The sequence below is a fragment of the Faecalibacterium prausnitzii genome (genome assembly GCF_003324185.1).
GTDB classification, from domain to species: domain Bacteria; phylum Bacillota; class Clostridia; order Oscillospirales; family Ruminococcaceae; genus Faecalibacterium; species Faecalibacterium prausnitzii.
Genome location: NZ_PXUP01000023.1, coordinates 1 through 18,007 on the forward strand (window position 1 = coordinate 1; position 18,007 = coordinate 18,007).

At 58.5% G+C, this 18,007-nt stretch carries 17 protein-coding genes; 2 read left to right on the top strand and 15 right to left on the bottom strand.

Features of this window, described 5'->3' with window-relative positions; all coding sequences use genetic code 11:
• The first annotated feature begins 296 nt into the window (after positions 1–296).
• Positions 297–1,457, top strand: coding sequence for a glycosyltransferase family 4 protein (locus tag C7J97_RS12805; protein ID WP_170126676.1), 1,161 nt, complete (start codon positions 297–299; stop codon positions 1,455–1,457).
• 50 nt (positions 1,458–1,507) lie between these two features.
• Here the strand turns inward: C7J97_RS12805 and C7J97_RS12810 are convergent, their stop codons facing one another.
• Entirely contained in the window at positions 1,508–3,097 is a 1,590-nt protein-coding gene (locus C7J97_RS12810) for a phospholipase D-like domain-containing protein (RefSeq protein WP_341458712.1), read from the bottom strand.
• Between the two features lie 232 nt (positions 3,098–3,329).
• Between C7J97_RS12810 and udk the strand changes: the two genes are divergently transcribed.
• Positions 3,330–3,959 (top strand): uridine kinase, encoded by a 630-nt coding sequence (gene udk, locus C7J97_RS12815; protein ID WP_015537343.1) that lies wholly within the window; start codon positions 3,330–3,332, stop codon positions 3,957–3,959.
• Between the two features lie 59 nt (positions 3,960–4,018).
• Here udk and atpC read toward each other — a convergent pair whose 3' ends face one another.
• The 14 genes from atpC to glgB all read right to left on the bottom strand — a co-directional run bounded on the left by atpC (position 4,019) and on the right by glgB (position 17,906).
• Positions 4,019–4,417, bottom strand: coding sequence for an ATP synthase F1 subunit epsilon (gene atpC, locus C7J97_RS12820; protein WP_005921506.1), 399 nt, complete (start codon positions 4,415–4,417; stop codon positions 4,019–4,021).
• A 3-nt stretch (positions 4,418–4,420) separates the two neighbouring features.
• Positions 4,421–5,815, bottom strand: coding sequence for a F0F1 ATP synthase subunit beta (gene atpD / locus C7J97_RS12825; RefSeq protein ID WP_005921508.1), 1,395 nt, complete (start codon positions 5,813–5,815; stop codon positions 4,421–4,423).
• A gap of 83 nt (positions 5,816–5,898) precedes the next feature.
• Positions 5,899–6,747 (bottom strand): ATP synthase F1 subunit gamma, encoded by an 849-nt coding sequence (atpG, locus tag C7J97_RS12830; RefSeq protein ID WP_055186785.1) that lies wholly within the window; start codon positions 6,745–6,747, stop codon positions 5,899–5,901.
• Between the two features lie 19 nt (positions 6,748–6,766).
• Positions 6,767–8,287 (bottom strand): F0F1 ATP synthase subunit alpha, encoded by a 1,521-nt coding sequence (atpA, locus tag C7J97_RS12835; protein WP_113993173.1) that lies wholly within the window; start codon positions 8,285–8,287, stop codon positions 6,767–6,769.
• A 90-nt stretch (positions 8,288–8,377) separates the two neighbouring features.
• Positions 8,378–8,917: an ATP synthase F1 subunit delta gene (atpH, locus tag C7J97_RS12840; RefSeq protein ID WP_113993174.1), complete on the bottom strand. Its 540-nt coding sequence runs from the start codon at positions 8,915–8,917 to the stop codon at positions 8,378–8,380.
• Positions 8,914–9,420 (bottom strand): F0F1 ATP synthase subunit B, encoded by a 507-nt coding sequence (atpF, locus tag C7J97_RS12845; RefSeq protein ID WP_015537344.1) that lies wholly within the window; start codon positions 9,418–9,420, stop codon positions 8,914–8,916. The genes atpH and atpF overlap by 4 nt, the downstream gene beginning before the upstream one ends.
• Positions 9,421–9,457: 37 nt before the next feature.
• Entirely contained in the window at positions 9,458–9,739 is a 282-nt protein-coding gene (gene atpE, locus C7J97_RS12850) for an ATP synthase F0 subunit C (protein WP_005921517.1), read from the bottom strand.
• Positions 9,740–9,790: 51 nt separating this feature from the next.
• Positions 9,791–10,534, bottom strand: coding sequence for a F0F1 ATP synthase subunit A (locus C7J97_RS12855; protein ID WP_015537345.1), 744 nt, complete (start codon positions 10,532–10,534; stop codon positions 9,791–9,793).
• A complete protein-coding gene (locus tag C7J97_RS12860) occupies positions 10,535–11,038 on the bottom strand; it encodes an ATP synthase subunit I (protein ID WP_015537346.1) in 504 nt (167 codons plus the stop codon).
• A gap of 15 nt (positions 11,039–11,053) precedes the next feature.
• Positions 11,054–11,314: an AtpZ/AtpI family protein gene (locus C7J97_RS12865; protein ID WP_172679811.1), complete on the bottom strand. Its 261-nt coding sequence runs from the start codon at positions 11,312–11,314 to the stop codon at positions 11,054–11,056.
• Positions 11,315–11,653: 339 nt separating this feature from the next.
• Positions 11,654–13,072, bottom strand: coding sequence for a glycogen synthase GlgA (gene glgA / locus C7J97_RS12870; RefSeq protein WP_113993175.1), 1,419 nt, complete (start codon positions 13,070–13,072; stop codon positions 11,654–11,656).
• Between the two features lie 165 nt (positions 13,073–13,237).
• Positions 13,238–14,365: a glucose-1-phosphate adenylyltransferase subunit GlgD gene (glgD, locus tag C7J97_RS12875; protein WP_113993176.1), complete on the bottom strand. Its 1,128-nt coding sequence runs from the start codon at positions 14,363–14,365 to the stop codon at positions 13,238–13,240.
• On the bottom strand, positions 14,359–15,552 hold the full coding sequence (locus C7J97_RS12880) for a glucose-1-phosphate adenylyltransferase (protein WP_005921531.1): 1,194 nt from the start codon (positions 15,550–15,552) through the stop codon (positions 14,359–14,361). The genes glgD and C7J97_RS12880 overlap by 7 nt, the downstream gene beginning before the upstream one ends.
• An 86-nt stretch (positions 15,553–15,638) precedes the next feature.
• Positions 15,639–17,906, bottom strand: a complete 2,268-nt coding sequence (gene glgB / locus C7J97_RS12885; protein WP_113993177.1) for a 1,4-alpha-glucan branching protein GlgB — start codon at positions 17,904–17,906, stop codon at positions 15,639–15,641.
• Between the last annotated feature and the right edge of the window lie 101 nt (positions 17,907–18,007).

Consider the following 18,007-nt stretch of genomic DNA (forward strand, 5'->3'; position numbering starts at 1 on the left):
GAACACAGAAGTTAAGCTTACTTGTGCCGAAGATAGTTAGCTGGAAACGGCTTGTGAAAATAGGTAGTCGCCGACTTAGAGAAACGCTTCAGGAATTTCCTGAAGCGTTTTTTAGTGTGTGAAAGATGAAATTCCTACAAATAGAGCAAGATATAACTGAAAGTTCATATTTTGTTAAAATATTCCGTGGAAATTAGTTGCGGCTAAGTGACGCTTATGTTACAATAATAATATATCAATGTGGTGGAAATGGGATCGGTCGGGGATATATTACAGAACGGAAGGAAGTAGTTGTGGTGAAGGTGGCGATGATCGGGCATAAGGATTTTCCGAGTCGCTCGGGCGGTGTGGAGGTCATGGTTGGCGGGCTGGCCAGAAGTCTGGTGGAACGAGGCTATGACGTTACTGTGTATAACCGCGGCTTGGAAAAGCACCATAATGTGTACGATGTGGACGGCGTTCACGCGCGGCGGGTGTTTACGCTGCAAAAGCCTGCACTGAATGCCACGATCTACTCTTTTCTGGCAACTTTTGATGCGCTGTTCCGGGGCTATGATGTGCTCCATTACCACGCCATCGGACCCAGCGTACCGCTGCTGATTGCTAAGATATTCGGCAAGCGCACCGTATGTACGGTGCACGGACTGAACTGGAAGGTAGACAAATGGCGCGGCTTTGCTAGCCGTTATATGAAGCTGGGAGAGCGGATCGCCGCAAAATATGCGGATGATCTGGTGGTGCTTTCGGAGACGGAGTGGAACTATTTTTTGCAGAAATACAACCGTGCATCCATACTGATCCCCAATGCCATCCGCTTTTACGAAAAGCGCGCGTGCAGCCTGATCCGGGAAAAATACGGGCTGGCGAGGGGAGAGTACATCCTGTATGTGGGGCGCATCTCGCCGGAAAAGGGCACGCTGGATCTGGTGGAGGGCTACCGCAAGGCCAAGACAGGGAAAAAGCTTGTACTGGTCGGCCCGCTGGACGACAGCGAATATTGTAGAACGGTACAGCAGCAGGCGCAGAATGACCCCAATATCATCATGACAGATTATTTGGTGGGCGACCTGCTGAAGGAGCTTTACAGCAATTGCGGGCTGTTCGTTTTGCCCAGCCACACCGAGGGGCTTTCCCTGTCGTTGCTGGAGGCACTGTCCATCGGAGCACGGTGTCTGGTGAGCGATATCCCCGAGAATACGGTCGTGACCGACATTTACGGCGCGGCCTTCAAACCGGAGGATACGGATGATCTTGCCCGGGCGCTGGAACGAGAATGCGCACAGGAGTACCCGGACGCAATGCGGCAGCAGCAGATCGAGTACATCCATACAAATTTTGAGCACGACGTGATGCTGGACCGTTACGAGGAGGTCTATCATCATGTGGTGGGCGACCCGCTGAAGGCGATGCCCTCCACGCTGAAAAAGAGAAGAGTGCCGGCAGGCGCAAAAGCATAAGCAAAGAACGCCCCGGAAACGTTTGACAGCGTTTCCGGGGCGTTTTTCGTTTAGATCAGCGGGGCGATGAACTTGAGCACTATGCCCACCAGATGCAGCAGCTTTTTGCCCTGCCAGACGCTCTGACGGGTGGGCTCCACTGTGCGGCACTGTGCCAGCGTATCCTGAAAATCGGCCTCAATGCGAGGCAGGCAGTCCACGCCGCGCATCCAGACCGCGTTTTCAAAGTGGTGGTACAGGCTGCGGTAATCCAGATTGATGGTGCCCACGACCGCCTCCTGCCCGTCCATGATCATCACCTTGGCATGGGTGAAGCCGGGGGTCCACTCGCTGATCTTCACACCGGAGGACAGCAGCGGCAGGTAATGCGTTTTAGCCAGCGCATAAGCAAACCACTTGTCCGGCTTTCCGGGTAGGATCAGGTGCACATCCACGCCGCGCTCGGCGGCAAAGCGCAGGGCGGTCTCCAACTCGCCGTCCAGAATGAGGTAGGGCGTGATGATATGTACGCTGTGCCGGGCGCGGTTGAGCAGGTCGATGTACACCATCTCGCCTACACGCTCGCCGTCCAGCGGGCAGTCCCCGTAGGGGATGACAAAGCCCTTTGCCTGCGTTTCCGGGAGGGGGCGGGTGAGGAACTGCGCAAACTCCGGCTCCCGCTGGATGCCCCACATCTGCAAAAACAGGGCGGTCATGGTGCGCACGCCCTCGCCCTCCAGCATGACGGCAGCGTCCTTCCAGCGGCCGTATTTTTCAACGTGGTTGATGTACTCATCGGCCAGATTCACGCCGCCGGTAAAGCCCACGCGGCCATCTACGACCAGAATCTTGCGGTGGTCGCGGTAGTTGTAGTGGGTGGAAACAAAGGGCGTGACCGGCGCAAACACCTTGCAGCGGATACCCAGCGCTTCCAGCCGTCTGGGGTAGTCCCGGGGCAGGGTGGAGAACTCGCAGGTGCCGTCATACATTACCCGCACATCCACGCCCTGCGCGGCCTTGCGAGCTAAGATCTCCAGAATGCGCCCCCACATCAGCCCTTCGTCGATGATGAAGTATTCCAGAAAAATGTACTGGGTGGCGCTTTCCAGCTGGGGCAGCAGCGCGGCAAACTTGGCCTCTCCGCTGGGGAAATAGGTCACCTGCGTGTTTTCGTACACCGGGAAGCCGCCGCCCCGTCCGCGCAGATACTGCGCCAGAGAGGCCGCGCCGGGGCAGTCCGCGTCCAGCGCCGTGCTCGCCTTTTGGTCCTGCGCCAGCTGGCCGCGGGTCTGTCCCTCCAGCTCCAGCAGGCGCTTTTTGAGCATCCGGTGACCGACATCCTCCTTGGTGTAGCAGAACAGCAGCACGCCCAGCACCGGGGCAAGCGCCGTGACCACCAGCCACGGGATGCGCACGCTGTTGTTCATGTCCTGATTGAGCAGGTAGACCATCATGGCCGCCGTGACCAGCAAGGTGCCGCCCAAGTAGTGGGGCAGCAGGTTACTGAACCAGCGCATCAGGCTGAAGAGCGCCCCGAATTGCAACACCAGCAGTACCAGCACCAGCCCAAAGCGGCTGAAGATGGCATGGATGAGCCCTTTCTGGCCTTTACGGAGCAGACGGATGCCGCCGTCCTCAAATACCCGGACCTTGCTTCTCATGGTGTGCTGCAATGTTTCTTTTGACATTTTGACCGTCCTTTTTTTGGAATGTGTCGGAGGATAGCCTGCAAACCCTGTCCAAACGACACATTTTGTGCTATGATAAAAGGGAAGAACTGCTGCCGGGCGGCAACAGCCCCGGGGCAGCAGAATATATACAAACCTATTATAATCCATTCCGGCCGGTTTTTCCACAGAAACCGGCAGATTTTGTGCAGAAGGAGTTTGCATTATGAACAACCTGATCATTGGCATCGCGGGCGGCTCGGGCAGCGGCAAGACCACCCTTGCACTGCGGCTGAAGGAGCGCTTTGGGGAGGACGAGGTGCGGCTGATCTCCCACGACAGCTACTACAAGCGTCACGACGAGCTGCCCTTTGAAGAGCGCTGCAAGCTGAACTACGACCACCCGGACGCCTTCGACAACGCATTGCTCATCTACCACTTGCAGGAGTTGAAGGCAGGCCGCGCCATCGACTGCCCGGTGTACGATTACTCCAACCATAACCGCAGCAACGAGGTACAGCACATCGAGCCCGCCCCGGTGCTGATCGTGGAGGGCATTCTGCCCTTTGTAGAGCCGGAACTGTGCGCCCTGTTCGACTACAAGATCTTCGTGGACACGGACGCGGACGAGCGCATCCTGCGGCGCATTCTGCGGGACGTAAAGGAGCGCGGGCGCAGCTTGGACAGCGTGATAGACCAGTACCTTACCACGGTCAAGCCGATGCACGAAGCCTTTGTAGAGCCCAGCAAGCGCAACGCGGACATCATTGTGCCCAACGGCGGTGAGAACAGCACCGCTGTGGAGATGCTTGCGCACCACATCCGCACCCTGATCGAGAAAGCGAACCGGGGGTAAGATAAATTTAAAAAGGCACCCACAGCCATCCGGCTGCGGGTGCCTTTTTTCATACAGGTTTAACGGACAGAGGTGCGCACCAGCGCGCGCTTGAGGCGCGCCTGTGCCAGCTCGTACTCACGGTCGTTCAGGTTCTTGCGGGCAAGGATCTCCTCGGCGCGCTTCTTGGAAGCCTCCGCACGCGCCTGATCGATGTCCTCGGCCCATTCCCAAGTGGTAGCCACCAGACGCACGTCCCCGTCCAGCACGCTGAGCAGGCCGCCCATGCAGGCTGCACGGCGGCGCTGACCGTCGGCATCCACAATGTGCGCCTCGCCCATGCCCAGTGCCGTGCAGTAATCGCCGTGCTTTGCCAGAATGGCGATATCGCCGTCAATGGCGCGGCAGACGATGCGCTCGGCCTGACCTTCAAAGGCGCAGCCGTCCGGCGTGACCACCGTCAGATGAAAGGTCGTCATGGCTTACCCCTTCTTCGCTTTTGCGAACACGTCGTCGATGGTGCCCGCGAACAGGAATGCGCTCTCGGGCAGCTCGTCGCACTCGCCGCTCAGGATCATCTTAAAGCCCCGCAGGGTCTCCTTCAGCGGCACATACTGGCCGGGCATACCGGTGAACTGCTCTGCCACATGGAAGCTCTGGCTCAGGAAGCGCTGCACCTTGCGGGCGCGGCTGACGGTACGCTTGTCCTCCTCGCTCAGCTCGTCCATGCCCATGATGGCAATGATGTCCTGCAGTTCCTTGTAGCGCTGCAGCACCTTCTGAACGGCGCGGGCGATCTCGTAGTGCTCCTGACCCACGACCTCCGGGCTGAGGATGCGGCTGGTGGAGTCCAGCGGGTCCACAGCGGGGTAGATGCCCTGCGATGCAATGTCACGGCTCAGCACCGTGGTGGCATCCAGATGGGTAAAGGTGGTGGCAGGGGCGGGGTCGGTCAGGTCATCGGCGGGAACGTAGACGGCCTGCACCGAGGTGATAGAACCCTTGCGGGTGGAGGTGATGCGCTCCTGCAGGGCGCCCATCTCGGTGGCCAGCGTGGGCTGGTAACCAACGGCAGAGGGCATACGGCCCAACAGTGCGGACACCTCGGAACCAGCCTGCGTGAAGCGGAAGATGTTATCGATGAACAGCAGCACGTCCTGATTCTTCACATCGCGGAAGTACTCTGCCATGGTCAGGCCGGACAGTGCCACGCGCATACGGGCTCCCGGGGGCTCGTTCATCTGGCCGTAGACCAGCGCGGTCTTGTTGATAACGCCGCTCTCGGTCATTTCGCCGTACAGGTCGTTGCCCTCGCGGGTGCGCTCGCCAACGCCGGTAAATACCGAGTAACCGTTGTGCTCGGTGGCGATGTTATAGATCAGCTCCTGGATCAGAACGGTCTTGCCGACACCGGCGCCGCCGAACAGGCCGATCTTACCGCCCTTGGCGTAGGGGCAGATCAGGTCCACGACCTTGATGCCGGTCTCAAGGATCTCGGTGGTGGACTGCTGCTCCTCGTAGCTGGGAGCGGGACGGTGGATGGGCCAGTAGGCATCCGGGGTGGGGGCGGGCTTGTTATCCACAGGCTCGCCCAGCAGGTTGAACACGCGCCCCAGACACTGGTCGCCTACGGGCACCTTGATGGACTCGCCGGTGTCCACGGCATCTGTGCCGCGCACCAGACCATCGGTGCTGCTCATGGCAATGCAGCGTGCCACATTGTCGCCGGTCAGCTGAGCGACCTCCACCACCAGCTTCTGGCCGTGGTTGTCGATCTCAATGGCGTTGAGCAGCTCCGGCAGCTCGCCATCCTTGAACTGGATGTCCAGCACCGGGCCAATGACCTGGATCACCTTGCCGATATGTTTTTCGGACATAGGCTACAACTCCTTCTTGATAGGTTTTTCCGCTCAAGCTCCCCCTTCGGGGGAGCTGCCGCCGTCAGGCGGCTGAGAGGGTTTTAGTTCTCCGCACCGGCCACGATCTCGGTGATCTCCTGCGTGATAGCAGCCTGACGGGCACGGTTATAATACAGGTTGAGATGGTCGATCATCTCACCGGCGTTCTTGGTGGCAGCGTCCATGGCGGTGCGGCGGGCGGCCAGCTCGCTGGCTACGCTCTCGCACACGGCACCGTAGACGACACCGGCCACATACTCCGGGATGATCGCGCTGAATACTTCCTCGCTGCTGGGCTTGTACAAGATCTGACTGCGGCGCGCCTCGGCTTTCTGCTGCTCGGTGGGCTCCATGGCCAGCGGCAGCACCTCGATGGAAACTGCCGTCTGGGTCATCATGGAATCGAACCGGGTGTAGCAGAGCTTTACAGCGTCAAACTCGCCCTTGCGGTACCCTTCGGTGATCTGGCGCGCCAGCTGGAAGCACTGTCCCACCGAAATATCGGCGGCCAGCAGCACTTCCTGCGTGAACAGTTCGGCTTCGTGGTGGGCAAAATATTCTGCCGAGCGCTTGCCGATGGGCAGCACCTCCACGTTGCCGCTTTCCTGTGCGGCCAGCTTGAGCACATTGGCGTTGTAACCGCCGGCAAGGCCGCGGTCACCGGCAATGACCACCAGCAGCGTGCGCTTGATCTCGCTGCGGCGCAGGTAGGGGTTGCGGGCCCGGGGGTCCGCTGCCGCGATCTCGGTCAGGGTCTTGTACAGCGTTTCAAAATAGGGTCGGCTGTGTTCGACCCGCTCCTTGGCACGGCGCATTTTGGAGGAAGCCACCAGCTCCATGGCCTTGGTGATCTGCATGGTGCTCTCTACGCTTTTGATGCGCAGCTTGATGTCCTTCATGGAACCAGCCATGCGTTACGCCTCCTTCCCTTTAATGCGCCTTGACAAAGCTTTCGGTATACCGGGTCAGCACGGCTTTGAGCTGCTCCTCGGTGTCCTTATCCAGATTGCCGGTGGTGCGGATGGTGTCCATCACGGCAGCCCCGGCGGCATCGTTGTCCAGATACTCGTACAGGCTCTTCTCGTACTCGGCCACATCCGGCACTTTGACGTTGACAAGGTAGTCATGGATGGTGGCGTACAGGATGGCGACCTGCTTTTCCACAGGCACGGGTGCGGAGCGGTTCTGCTTGAGCACCTCCACGATGCGCTCGCCCTGTGCCAGACGCGCCTTGGTGTCGGCGTCCAGATCAGAGCCGAACTGTGCAAAGGATTGCAGCTCGCGGTACTGGGAGTAGATCAGCTTTAGGGTGCCGGCCACCTTCTTCATGGCCTTGATCTGAGCGTTGCCGCCGACACGGGACACCGAGATACCGGGGTTGACTGCCGGCATAACGCCGGAGTGGAACAGCTCGGTCTCCAGGAAGATCTGACCATCGGTGATGGAGATGACGTTGGTGGGGATGTAGGCGGAAACGTCGCCCGCCTGCGTCTCGATGATGGGCAGAGCCGTCAGGCTGCCGCCGCCCAGCTCGTTGGAAAGCTTGGCAGCGCGCTCCAGCAGACGGGAGTGCAGATAGAAAACGTCGCCGGGGTAAGCCTCGCGTCCCGGAGGACGGCGAATCAGCAGCGACAGGGCACGGTAAGCCACAGCGTGCTTAGAAAGGTCATCATAGATGATGAGGACGTGCTTGCCCTGCTGCATGAAGTATTCGCCCATGGCGCAGCCGGAGTAAGGGGCGATATACTGCAGGGGAGACAGCTCGGATGCGGTAGCGGACACCACGATGGTGTAGCCCATGGCACCGGCTTCGGTCAGGCTCTGCACAAGGTTTGCCACGGTAGAGCGCTTCTGACCGATGGCAACGTAAATGCAGATGACGTCCTTGCCCTTCTGGTTGATGATGGTATCGGAGGCAATGGTGGTCTTGCCGGTCTGGCGGTCACCAATGATCAGCTCGCGCTGACCGCGTCCGATGGGGATCATGGAGTCGATGGCCTTGATACCGGTCTGCAGCGGCTCCTTGACGGGCTGGCGCTCGATGATGCCGGGAGCGCGGCTCTCAATGGCGCGGTACTCGGTGGTCTCAATGGGGCCTGCGCCGTCGATGGGCTGACCCAGTGCGTTGACCACGCGGCCGATCATGGCATCGCCCACCGGCACGGAAACCACCTTGCCGGTGCGCTTGACGATGCTGCCTTCTTTGATGCCGACATCCGAGCCCAGCAGCACGATGGAAACGGTATTTTCCTCAAGGTTCTGGGCCATACCGTATTCACCGTTGTCAAACTGGAGCAGCTCGCCTGCCATGCACTTTTCCAGACCGCTGGCCCGGGCGATGCCATCGCCCACCATAATGACCGTGCCGGTCTCGCTCTGCTCGATGGCATTTTCGTAATGCTTGATCTGCGCACGGATGATCTTGGAGATCTCTTCAGGTTTCAGTTGCATCTTTGTTTGTTCACCACTCAATTCATAATAGTCATTTCGGGTGGAAATTCGTTCTGTGCTCTGCCCCGTTTGCAAAGGGCAGGGAAAAAGTTACAAAGTGACCGCCGCAATATCCCGGCGCAGGGAGGCAAGACGGTTCTGGACGGTGCCGTCCAGCTCGGTGCCCTCGAGATCCAGCCGGATACCGCCCAGCACCTTGGCATCCACCTTGGTTTTAAGGTCGATGGTCTTGCCGGTCAGGCTTTCCAGCTTGGCGTGCAGCGCCGTGCGCTGCGGCTCTGTCAGCGGAATGGCCGAGATGGCCGTAGCTTCCAGAATGCCGTGCGCCTGATTGTAGCGGATGCGGTAAGCCCGTGCGCAGCCGGACAGCTCCCGCAGGGTGCCCTTCTCGCACAGGATCTTTAAAAAGTTCAGCACATAGAGGTGGACCTGCCCGCGCAGGGCTTCGTCCAGCAGGCCGCAGCGCTCCTTTTTGGGGATGCTGGGGGTGCTGAGCAGCCGCAGGTAGTCCGGGTTTTGCTTCAGAAGCTGTTGCACCTCGTCAAGCTCGCCCAGAATGCGGGTCTCCAGCCCTTCCTCTGCCGCCAGATCGTACAGACTGCCGCCGTACATCTTTGCAGTTTCGGTCATGATGCTTCACCCACGTTTTTGATAAATTCGTCGATCAGGTCCTTGTGGTCCTTCTCGCTGATCTCGCGCTCCACCACCTTGGATGCGATCTCCATGGCAATGCCGCCGATCTCGTCCTTGACCTCGTTCACGGCCTTCTTGCGCTCCTGCGCAATGTCAGCCTCGGCCTTCTGCTTCAACGCAGCGGCCTGCGCGCGGGCCTCGCCCACGATCTCTTCCGAGCGGGCGGTGGCGGTCTTTTGCGCCGTAGCTACGATCTGGTTGGCCTCGGTGCGGGCGTTCTGCAGGTTCTGCTCGTACTCCGCCTTCATGGCCTCGGCCTCGGTGCGCAGCTTCTGCGCATCTGCGATCTCGCTGTCGGCCTTGGCCTTGCGGTCGGCAATCACCTGTTTGATCGGCTTCAGCAGGAACTTTTTGAAGATGACCAGCTGGATCATCAGGTTGCAGATCTGGGCCAGAAAGGTCCAGCCATCCAGCGTGATCAACGCCTGATACAGTTCCATAAGCGTCTCCTTTCGTTATTTTTTCGGATCGGGAGGCTTATGCCAGATACTTCATGAACATACCGGGAGCCAGGAAGATCAGCAGCAGGCCGGTAACAAAGCCGTAGATACCGGTGGTCTCGGAAAGGGCAACGCCGAGGATCAGGGTGCTGGTAACGTCGCTCTTGCACTCCGGCTGACGGCCAACGGCCTCACAGGCAGCAGCAGCAGCGTTGCCTTCGCCGATACCGGGGCCGATACCTGCGATCAGTGCGCAGCCTGCGCCGATGCCGCAGCCTGCCAGAGCGATACCACGAGCCAGATACTGGAAATCAGTCATAAGATTTGTCCTCCTAAAATGTGTTTGTGTTTTGGGGGATGCCGGAAGGCCTTAGTCCTCACCGGCAGCACGTTTGATGAAGATTGTGGTCAGGGTACAGAAGATGAACGCCTGAATGCAGCCGCCGAACCAGTCGAAATACAAACCGGTAAAGGCCGGGATGCCGATCTGGAACAGCTGGATCTGACTCAGGAAGCCCGGCAGCCAGCCAAAGATGACGTGGCTCAGGCTTGCCAGTGCCCAGTACAGCAGTGTGGAGATGACCGTACCGGACAGGATGTTGCCGAAGTGACGGAACGCCATGCTGACAGGGGTAGAGATCTCCGACAGCACATTGATGGGTGCCATGATAAAGATCGGATCGAGCAGACCCTTGAGGTAGGCCAGAATGCCGTTCGTTTTGATCTTGTAGTACATGATCAGAACAAACACCACGATGGCCCACGCTGCCTCGGTGTTCAGGTCGGCCGTGGGGCTCCACAGGCCGACAACGCTGATCAGGTTGCACCCGATGCTCAGTGCAAAAATAGCACCGACCAGGGGGATATACTGATCGAAGTGGAAGCCCATGTTGTCGTGCACGAACTGCTCCAGCCGCGTTACGATGAACTCGGCTGCGGCCTGTCGTTTGGACACATTTTCCAGCTTGAGGTCGTGCCCCAGCCAGATGGCAAAACCCGAGAGCAGCGCCATAACGATCCAAGTGCTTACCAAGGTCTGGGTAATTTTAAAATCACCCAGCAGGGGGATATTGGTGTGGATGGTATACAGGATCTTTGCGCCGTTCAGTTCCATTTATTCTTGTTCACCCCCTTCGTCACGGGGCTGCACCGCAGACGCCTCAGCAGGGGCGGGGTCATCTTCCACAGCGATGTCCACCGGCTCCTGCGGGGGTGTGAGCGGCTTGTACTTCCCGGTTATCTGGAGATAATAGATCGTAACTCTGGGGAACAGCAGCGGCAGAACGCCTGCAAACGCCTGGAAACAGGGAGCCGCAATGGCTATGATGATCCACAACGCCTGCAGCAGCATCCTTGTATTATAGGATATCTGCAGCTGCGCTTTACGCTTTTTTTCGTCCGGCTCGTCAATGACCTTCTGCACCACGAAGCAGATGCCGGCAAAGTTGCCGATAGCCACCAGCGCGCCGATGATGCCGCCCAGCAGCACCCGGTAGTCAAAGACCACCCAGCCCACCAGATGCAGCGCTGCAAACACCACCCACATCACGGCAGTGCACAGAGACACGCCGCAGGCGATGCGCAGCAGCTCCTTTTTGGATTCCGGCTGTAATTTCATAAAAACGAACCTCCATTACTGGTGGGAGTTGAAGCCCACCCGATGATTTTTTTCGTGCTTGGAGCGCTCCAGCCGTTCCTTGCAGAACACCCAGAAGTTCTGCGCCCCGGCGGCAAGCCCCAGCCCCACAGCGGGCAAAAACAGCCATTCTGGCCAGCCCCAGTGCTCCACAGCCCACCAGCATCCGGCAAGGCAGAGCACCAGCGGCAGCAGCATATTCAGCCCCAGCTGGGTCAGCCAGACCAGATCTTCCAAAGCCTTGTACCAGCCCTTCAAGTTCTGCGCCGCTCCTTTCTGCGGGTGCCGCCCGCATTCCAGCATTTGGAAAAAATGCCGGAGACGGACAGGCAGCCAAAAAGTCTATGCCCTCAGTATACTTCAAAGCGTCGGATATTGCAATCAATTCTCCACCGAAATATAGTAAAATTTCATAGTTTGTTAAGACTGATTCCATAAATGTGCACCTATAACACACATTGTGCGCCGATGATTGCATCATTGCACAAACTTTGCGGAAAAGTTTGTGCAGAGTGTAAAAAACGGAAAAAAAGCAAAAAAGGGGCTGCCGCACGTTTGTGCGGCAGCCCCGGCGGGTGCTTTGGGATCTAGGGGCGCTTACCAGAGGTTTGCGGTCTCGTTGTACAGACCCTCGTAGCTCTTGGCGGAAACATCCCAGCTGAAATCGCACTCCATGCAGTGACGCACGAGGTTCTTCCAGTTTTCCTTGTTGTTGTAGGCATCCTGTGCGTTGCAGCAGGCCACATACAGCTCGTGGGCGTTGTAACCGGCAAAGGTAAAGCCGTTGCCGTCACCCATGGTGCTGTCGTGGATGGAGTCGCGCAGGCCGCCGGTCTCACGGACGATGGGAGGTGTGCCGTAGCGGCAGGCCACCATCTGTGCCAGACCGCAGGGCTCGCTCTTGGAGGGCATGATGAAGGCGTCGGCACCGGCGTAGATCTCCTGCGAGAGCTTGGGCTCAAAGCCGATGTAGGTGCCTACGCGGCCCGGGTGACGGCCGCACAGGTCAGAGAAGAAGTTCTCGTACTGGCTCTCGCCGCTGCCCAGAATGACCAGCTGGATGCCGCGGTCCACCAGACCGTCAGCGATGCTCTGCACAAGGTCAAAGCCCTTCATGCCCACCATGCGGCTGACCATGCCAAAGACGGGGCTGCCGTCTTTGTTCAGACCGAATCTGTCCTGCAAAGCTTCCTTACACTTGGCCTTGCCGGTCTCAAAGGTCTTGATGCTGTAATTGAAGGGGATGTTCTTGTCGGTGGCGGGGTCGTTGGCGTCCATGTCGATGCCGTTCAGGATGCCGCACAGCTTGTACTGCTTCTCACGCAGCAGGGCGTCCAGACCGTAGCTGAACCACGGGTCCAAGATCTCCTGTGCGTAGGTGGGGCTGACGGTGGTGATCTTGTCGGCAGTCTCGAAAGCGCCCTTCATGAAGTTGGCGCAGCCGTCGTACTCCACGATATGCTGGTCCCGGTGGCCGATGCCGCAGGTGTCCTCCAGAATATCGGTGCCGTACTTGCCCTGATAGGCAATGTTGTGGATGGTGAACACGGTCTTGATGCGGTTGAACTTGTCCAGATGACGATAGTACAGGTTCAGGTACACCGGCACCAGAGCGGTCTGCCAGTCGTTGCAGTTGATGATATCGGGGGTGAAGTCGATGTAGAACAAAGTCTCCAGCACGGCGCGGGAGAAGAAGGCGAAGCGCTCACCGTCATCGTAGAAGCCGTACAGGCCGCGGCGCTTGAAGTAATATTCGTTGTCGAGGAAGTAGTAGGTCACGCCGTCCACATCGGCCTTGAACAGGCCGCAGTACTGGCTGCGCCAGCCCACAGGCACGGAGTAGTTGGTAACGTATTCCAGCTTATCGCGGTACTTCAAATCGCCGTACAGGGGCATGATGACGCGGGCGTCCACGCCGTCCTTGACCAGCGCTTTGGGCAGGGCACCTGCCACATCGGCCAGACCGCCGGATTTGGCAAAGGGATTGGCTTCCGAAGCAGCATACAGGATCTTCATAGGATTCGCTCCTTCCATGATACAGACAGATGTTCGCGCTCCCCGCCGCCATGAAAAGCGGCGCGAACCTTGCATACAAAAGAGCAGGCGGGGGCACACAGGTGCCCCCGCCCCTCTCAAGAGGGGCTACCGGGGAGGAAGCCGCCCCTATGGATATTGCATCGATCAGACGGTGTGGTTCTTCTGGACGTAGACCGGGAAGCTCTCGGTGCCGGACAGCTTTTTGCCGGCGGTGATCTTCACGTTCTTATCGGTGACAACGCAGTCCAGCTCCACATTGGGCTCGACCACGGTATCCTGCATCAGGACACAGTTCTTGACCACAGCACCCTTCTTGACCTTGACGCCACGGAAGAGCACGCAGTTCTCCACAGTGCCCTCGATGACGCAGCCGTCGGCCAGAATGGAATTCGAAACCTTGGAGCCGGTGACGTAACGGGTGGGGTTATCGTCGCGGATCTTGGTGTAGATGGGGCAGCCCTTGGGGAACAGTGCCTCCAGATTCTCGTCCTTGATCAGCTTCAGGTTCTCGTCAAAGTAGCTCTTCATGTCGCAGACGTGCGCCACATAGCCGGTGTACTCCAGCGCATGGATATTCAGGATGTTGACGTTGTGTGCCAGAATGTCGCGCTCGAAGTAGATCAGGCCGCGGGCGGTAGCGTCCTTGACCAGCTTGATCAGGGTCTCGCGCTCCAGCACATAGATGTTCAGATCCAGATTCTGCACGCCGGAGCGGTAGTCGTTGAACAGCAGCTCGGTCACGCGGCCATCGGAATCAATGGTCAGGGTGTAGTTGTCGTTCTTGCGGCCCTCGGGAATCTCGGTCTTCTGGTAAGCCACAGTCACGTCGGCACCGCTGGCCTGATGAGCAGCCAGCAGGGCGTTGAAGTCGTAGTTGACGGCGATGTTGGCATCGCTCATGACCACATACTTCTCCTTCTGGTGCTCGAGGAAGCTCAGAATGGAGCCCAGAGCCTCCACACGGCCGGAGTAGATGCGCACGCCCTTTTCTGCAAAGGGAGGTACGATGTTCAGACCGCCGTGACGGCGTGCCATATCCCACTCGCGGCCGGTGCCCAGATGATCCATCAGGGAGTGGTAGTTTTTACGCACCACGATGGAAACGTTGGAAATGCCGCAGTTGGCCATGCTGGACAGCACAAAGTCTACCATGCGGTAACGGCCCGCAAAGGGGATCGAGGCCATTGCGCGCTCGGTCACCAGCTCGGGAACGGTATTGTCATAGCTGTTGGGGAAAATGATACCCAACGCATTGGTGTTCTGTCTCAGCATACTTCCACACCCTCCTTGACGGATTCAAACACTTTTGCGCCCTCCTTGACGGTAGCGCCTGCGCCGATGGTCAGACCGGTGCCAACGTGGGCAATAGCGCCCTCGCCGCCGACCTTTGCACCTGCGCCCACAACAACGTCCTCAGCAAGGATGCAGCGCTTGACCACGGCACCTGCCTTGACCACGACACCGTCCATCAGCACGGCGTCCTCAACGGTAGCGCCCTCTTCCACAACGACGCCTGCGCTCAGGACAGAGTGCTTGACGTTGCCGTAGATCTTGCAGCCCTCGGTGATGAGGGAGTCCTGCACAACGGCGCGCTCGCCGATCTTCTGGGCGGGCAGCACGGGGTTGCGGCTGTAGATCTTCCAAGTCTTATCAAAGATATCAATGCCGGAGTTCTCGGGGTCCAGCACCTCCATGTTGGCTTCCCACAGGCTGTCGATGGTGCCCACGTCGCGCCAGTAACCGGCAAAGCGGTAGGCGTACATCTTGCGGCCGTCACGCAGCAGGGCGGGGATGATGTTCATGCCGAAGTCGTTCTTGGAGTTGGGGTCGGCCTCGTCCTCGATCAGATACTTCTTGAGCACATCCCAGTTGAAGATGTAGATGCCCATGGATGCCAGATTGGACTTGGGCACCGGGGGCTTCTCCTGGAACTCGGTGATGCGGTCGGTCTCGTCCGCCACCATCAGGCCGAAGCGGGAAGCTTCCTTCCAGTCCACTTCCATGACGGCCACAGAGAACTCTGCGCCCTTTTCCTTGTGGAAGCGCAGGAAGTCGGCGTAGTCCTGCTTGCAGATCTGGTCGCCGGACAGGATGATGACGTACTCGGGATCATAGCTGTCGATGAAGCCGATGTTCTGGTAGATGGCGTTTGCAGTGCCCTTGTACCAGTCGGTGCCGTTTGCCTGCTCGTAAGGGGGCAGGGTGTGCACACCGCCGTGCAGACGGTCCAGATCCCAAGGCTGACCGTTACCGATGTACTCGTTCAGCTTCTGGGGCTGGTACTGCGTTGCGATACCGACCGTGTCGATATCGGAATTGACGCAGTTGGACAGCGGGAAGTCCACGATGCGGTACTTACCGCCGAAGGACACCGCAGGTTTTGCCGTCTTTTGTGTCAGCGCGTATAAGCGCGAGCCACGTCCACCGGCAAGGATCATTGCCACGATTTCTTTTGCCATAGCTTTATTCTCCCCTTTAGCATTTCCGTTTTGGAAATGATAGTCAACAGATCAGAATGTTCGTGCGTGCATCCGTGTGGGCATCCTTACTCCTTGGGTGCTTTTGCTTTGCGGGTGCGCTTTGCGGGTTTGGTTTCTGCTTCGGTCTCAGGTTTTGCTTTTGCCGCAGTCTTTGCCTTGGCGGCGGTTTTCTTTACCGGCTTTTCCGCTGCGGCCTTGGACTTGGCAGCGGCCTTTTTGGCTTTTTCCGGTTTTTCATCCGCCGTTTCGGCGGCCTTGGCCTTGGTGGTGCGGGTCTTTTTTACCGGCTTGTCGGCGTCCGGCTCGGCTTTGGCCTTGCGGGTCGTCTTTTTTACCGCCTTTTCCACGGCGCCCTTGACGGTGGATTTTTTGGCGGTCTTTTTTGCCGGTTTGTCCGCGCTGTCCTCTGCTGCCTTGCGGGTGCGCTTTGTGGGCACCTCAAAGTACAGGGTGCTCATGGGCGGCAGGGTAACGGTGATGCTCTGCTCAAAGCCGTGCTGCGGCTTTTTGTGGGTGCGCACCGGCTTGTTGTGCACGGTGCCGGAGCCGCCGAAAGTGGCATCGTCGCTGTTCAGGATCTCCTTGTAGGTGCCGGACACCGGTGCGCCGAGGGTGTAGCCCTCGCGCAGGACGGGGTTGAAGTTGCAGATGACAAGGATCTGCTTGCCGGCGGCGTCCTTGCGCAGGAAGGCGATGACGCTCTGCTGCGAGTCGTCCGGCACGATCCACTGGAAGCCTTCCCAGCTGTAATCGATCTGCCAGAGGGCGGGGTGCTCTTTATAGAAAGCGTTCAGGGTGCGGACGTAGTTCTGCAGTTCGGCGTGCTTGTCGTAGTCCAGCAGCATCCAGTCCAGCTGCTTTGTCTCGTTCCACTCGGCAAACTGACCGAACTCCTGTCCCATGAACAGCAGTTTCTTGCCCGGGTGCGCCATCATGTAGCCGAAGAAGGTGCGCAGATTGGCAAACTTGTCGTCATACTCGCCGGGCATCTTGTTCAGCAGGCTGCCCTTGCCGTGCACGACCTCATCGTGGCTGATGGGCAGGACAAAGTTCTCGCTGAAAGCGTAGAAGAAGCTGAAAGTCACCTTGTTGTGGTTGCCGGAGCGGAACAGCGGGTCGGTCTTCATGTAGCTGAGCATATCGTTCATCCAGCCCATGTTCCACTTGAAGTTGAAGCCTAAACCCCCGTCCGAAGCGGGCTTTGTGACCATGGGCCACGCGGTGGACTCCTCGGCGATCATGTACTTGTGGGGGTGACGGCCCAGCACGGTGTTGTTCAGCTTGCGCAGGAAGGCGATGGCTTCAAGGTTCTCCTTGCCGCCGTCCTTATTGGGCTCCCATTCGCCCTGCTTGCGGTTGTAGTCCAGATACAGCATGGAGGCCACGGCGTCTACCCGCAGACCGTCGATGTGGTACTGCTCCAGCCAGTACAGTGCGCTGGAAATGAGGAAGCTCTGCACCTCGTTGCGGCCAAAGTCGAACACCATGGTGCCCCACTCCTTGTGCTCGCCGCGCTTGGGGTTGGGGTCCTCGTAGCAGGCCTCGCCGTCAAAATTGTACAGTCCGAACTGATCCTTGGGGAAGTGGGCGGGCACCCAGTCCATGATGACGCCGATGCCTGCGGCGTGCATCTTATCCACAAAGGCCATAAAATCCTTGGGGGTGCCGTAGCGGCTGGTGGGAGCAAAATAGCCGGTGACCTGATAGCCCCAGCTGCCGTCAAACGGATATTCCATCACCGGCAGCAGCTCTACATGGGTGTAGCCCATATCCTTGATGTACGGGATCAGCTCGTCCGCCAGCTCGGAGTAGTTGTAGGGCTTGCCGCCCTCCTTCAGCTTCCAGCTGCCGGCGTGCATCTCGTAGATATTCATCGGGCCGTTGATCACATCCGCCTTTTTCTGTGCGGCCTGCCATGCGGTGTCGTGCCATGCAAAGCCGGACAGGTCGTAGACCTTGCTGCCGTTGGACGGACGGGTCTCGGCGTGGAAAGCGTAAGGATCGGCCTTGTAGACAAGGTCGCCTGCGCGGGTGGTCACGCAATATTTATAAACATCGTATTCCTTCATGCCGGGAATGAACAATTCCCACACGGAATCGCCATCCACCTTGCGCATGGGATGGCTGCCGGGCTTCCAGCTGTTGAAGTCGCCCACAACGCTGATGGCTGCGGCGTGCGGTGCCCATACACGGAACACAACGCCGGACTCCCCGACCCGTGTTTCCAGATGTGCGCCGAAGTAGCGGTAAGCCTCGCAGTTATTGCCTTGCTTGAACAGGTACACCGGCAGATCCGATGTATTGCTCTGAATCTTTTCTTCGGTCGGTTTCATAGACTGCTCCTCCCCGTGCGGAAGCCGAAAGCGGCTTTCGCAGCTTTGTACTCTTTTATATTAAAAGGTTTTTACCATTTTTGCAAGACTTTTTGTCCGAA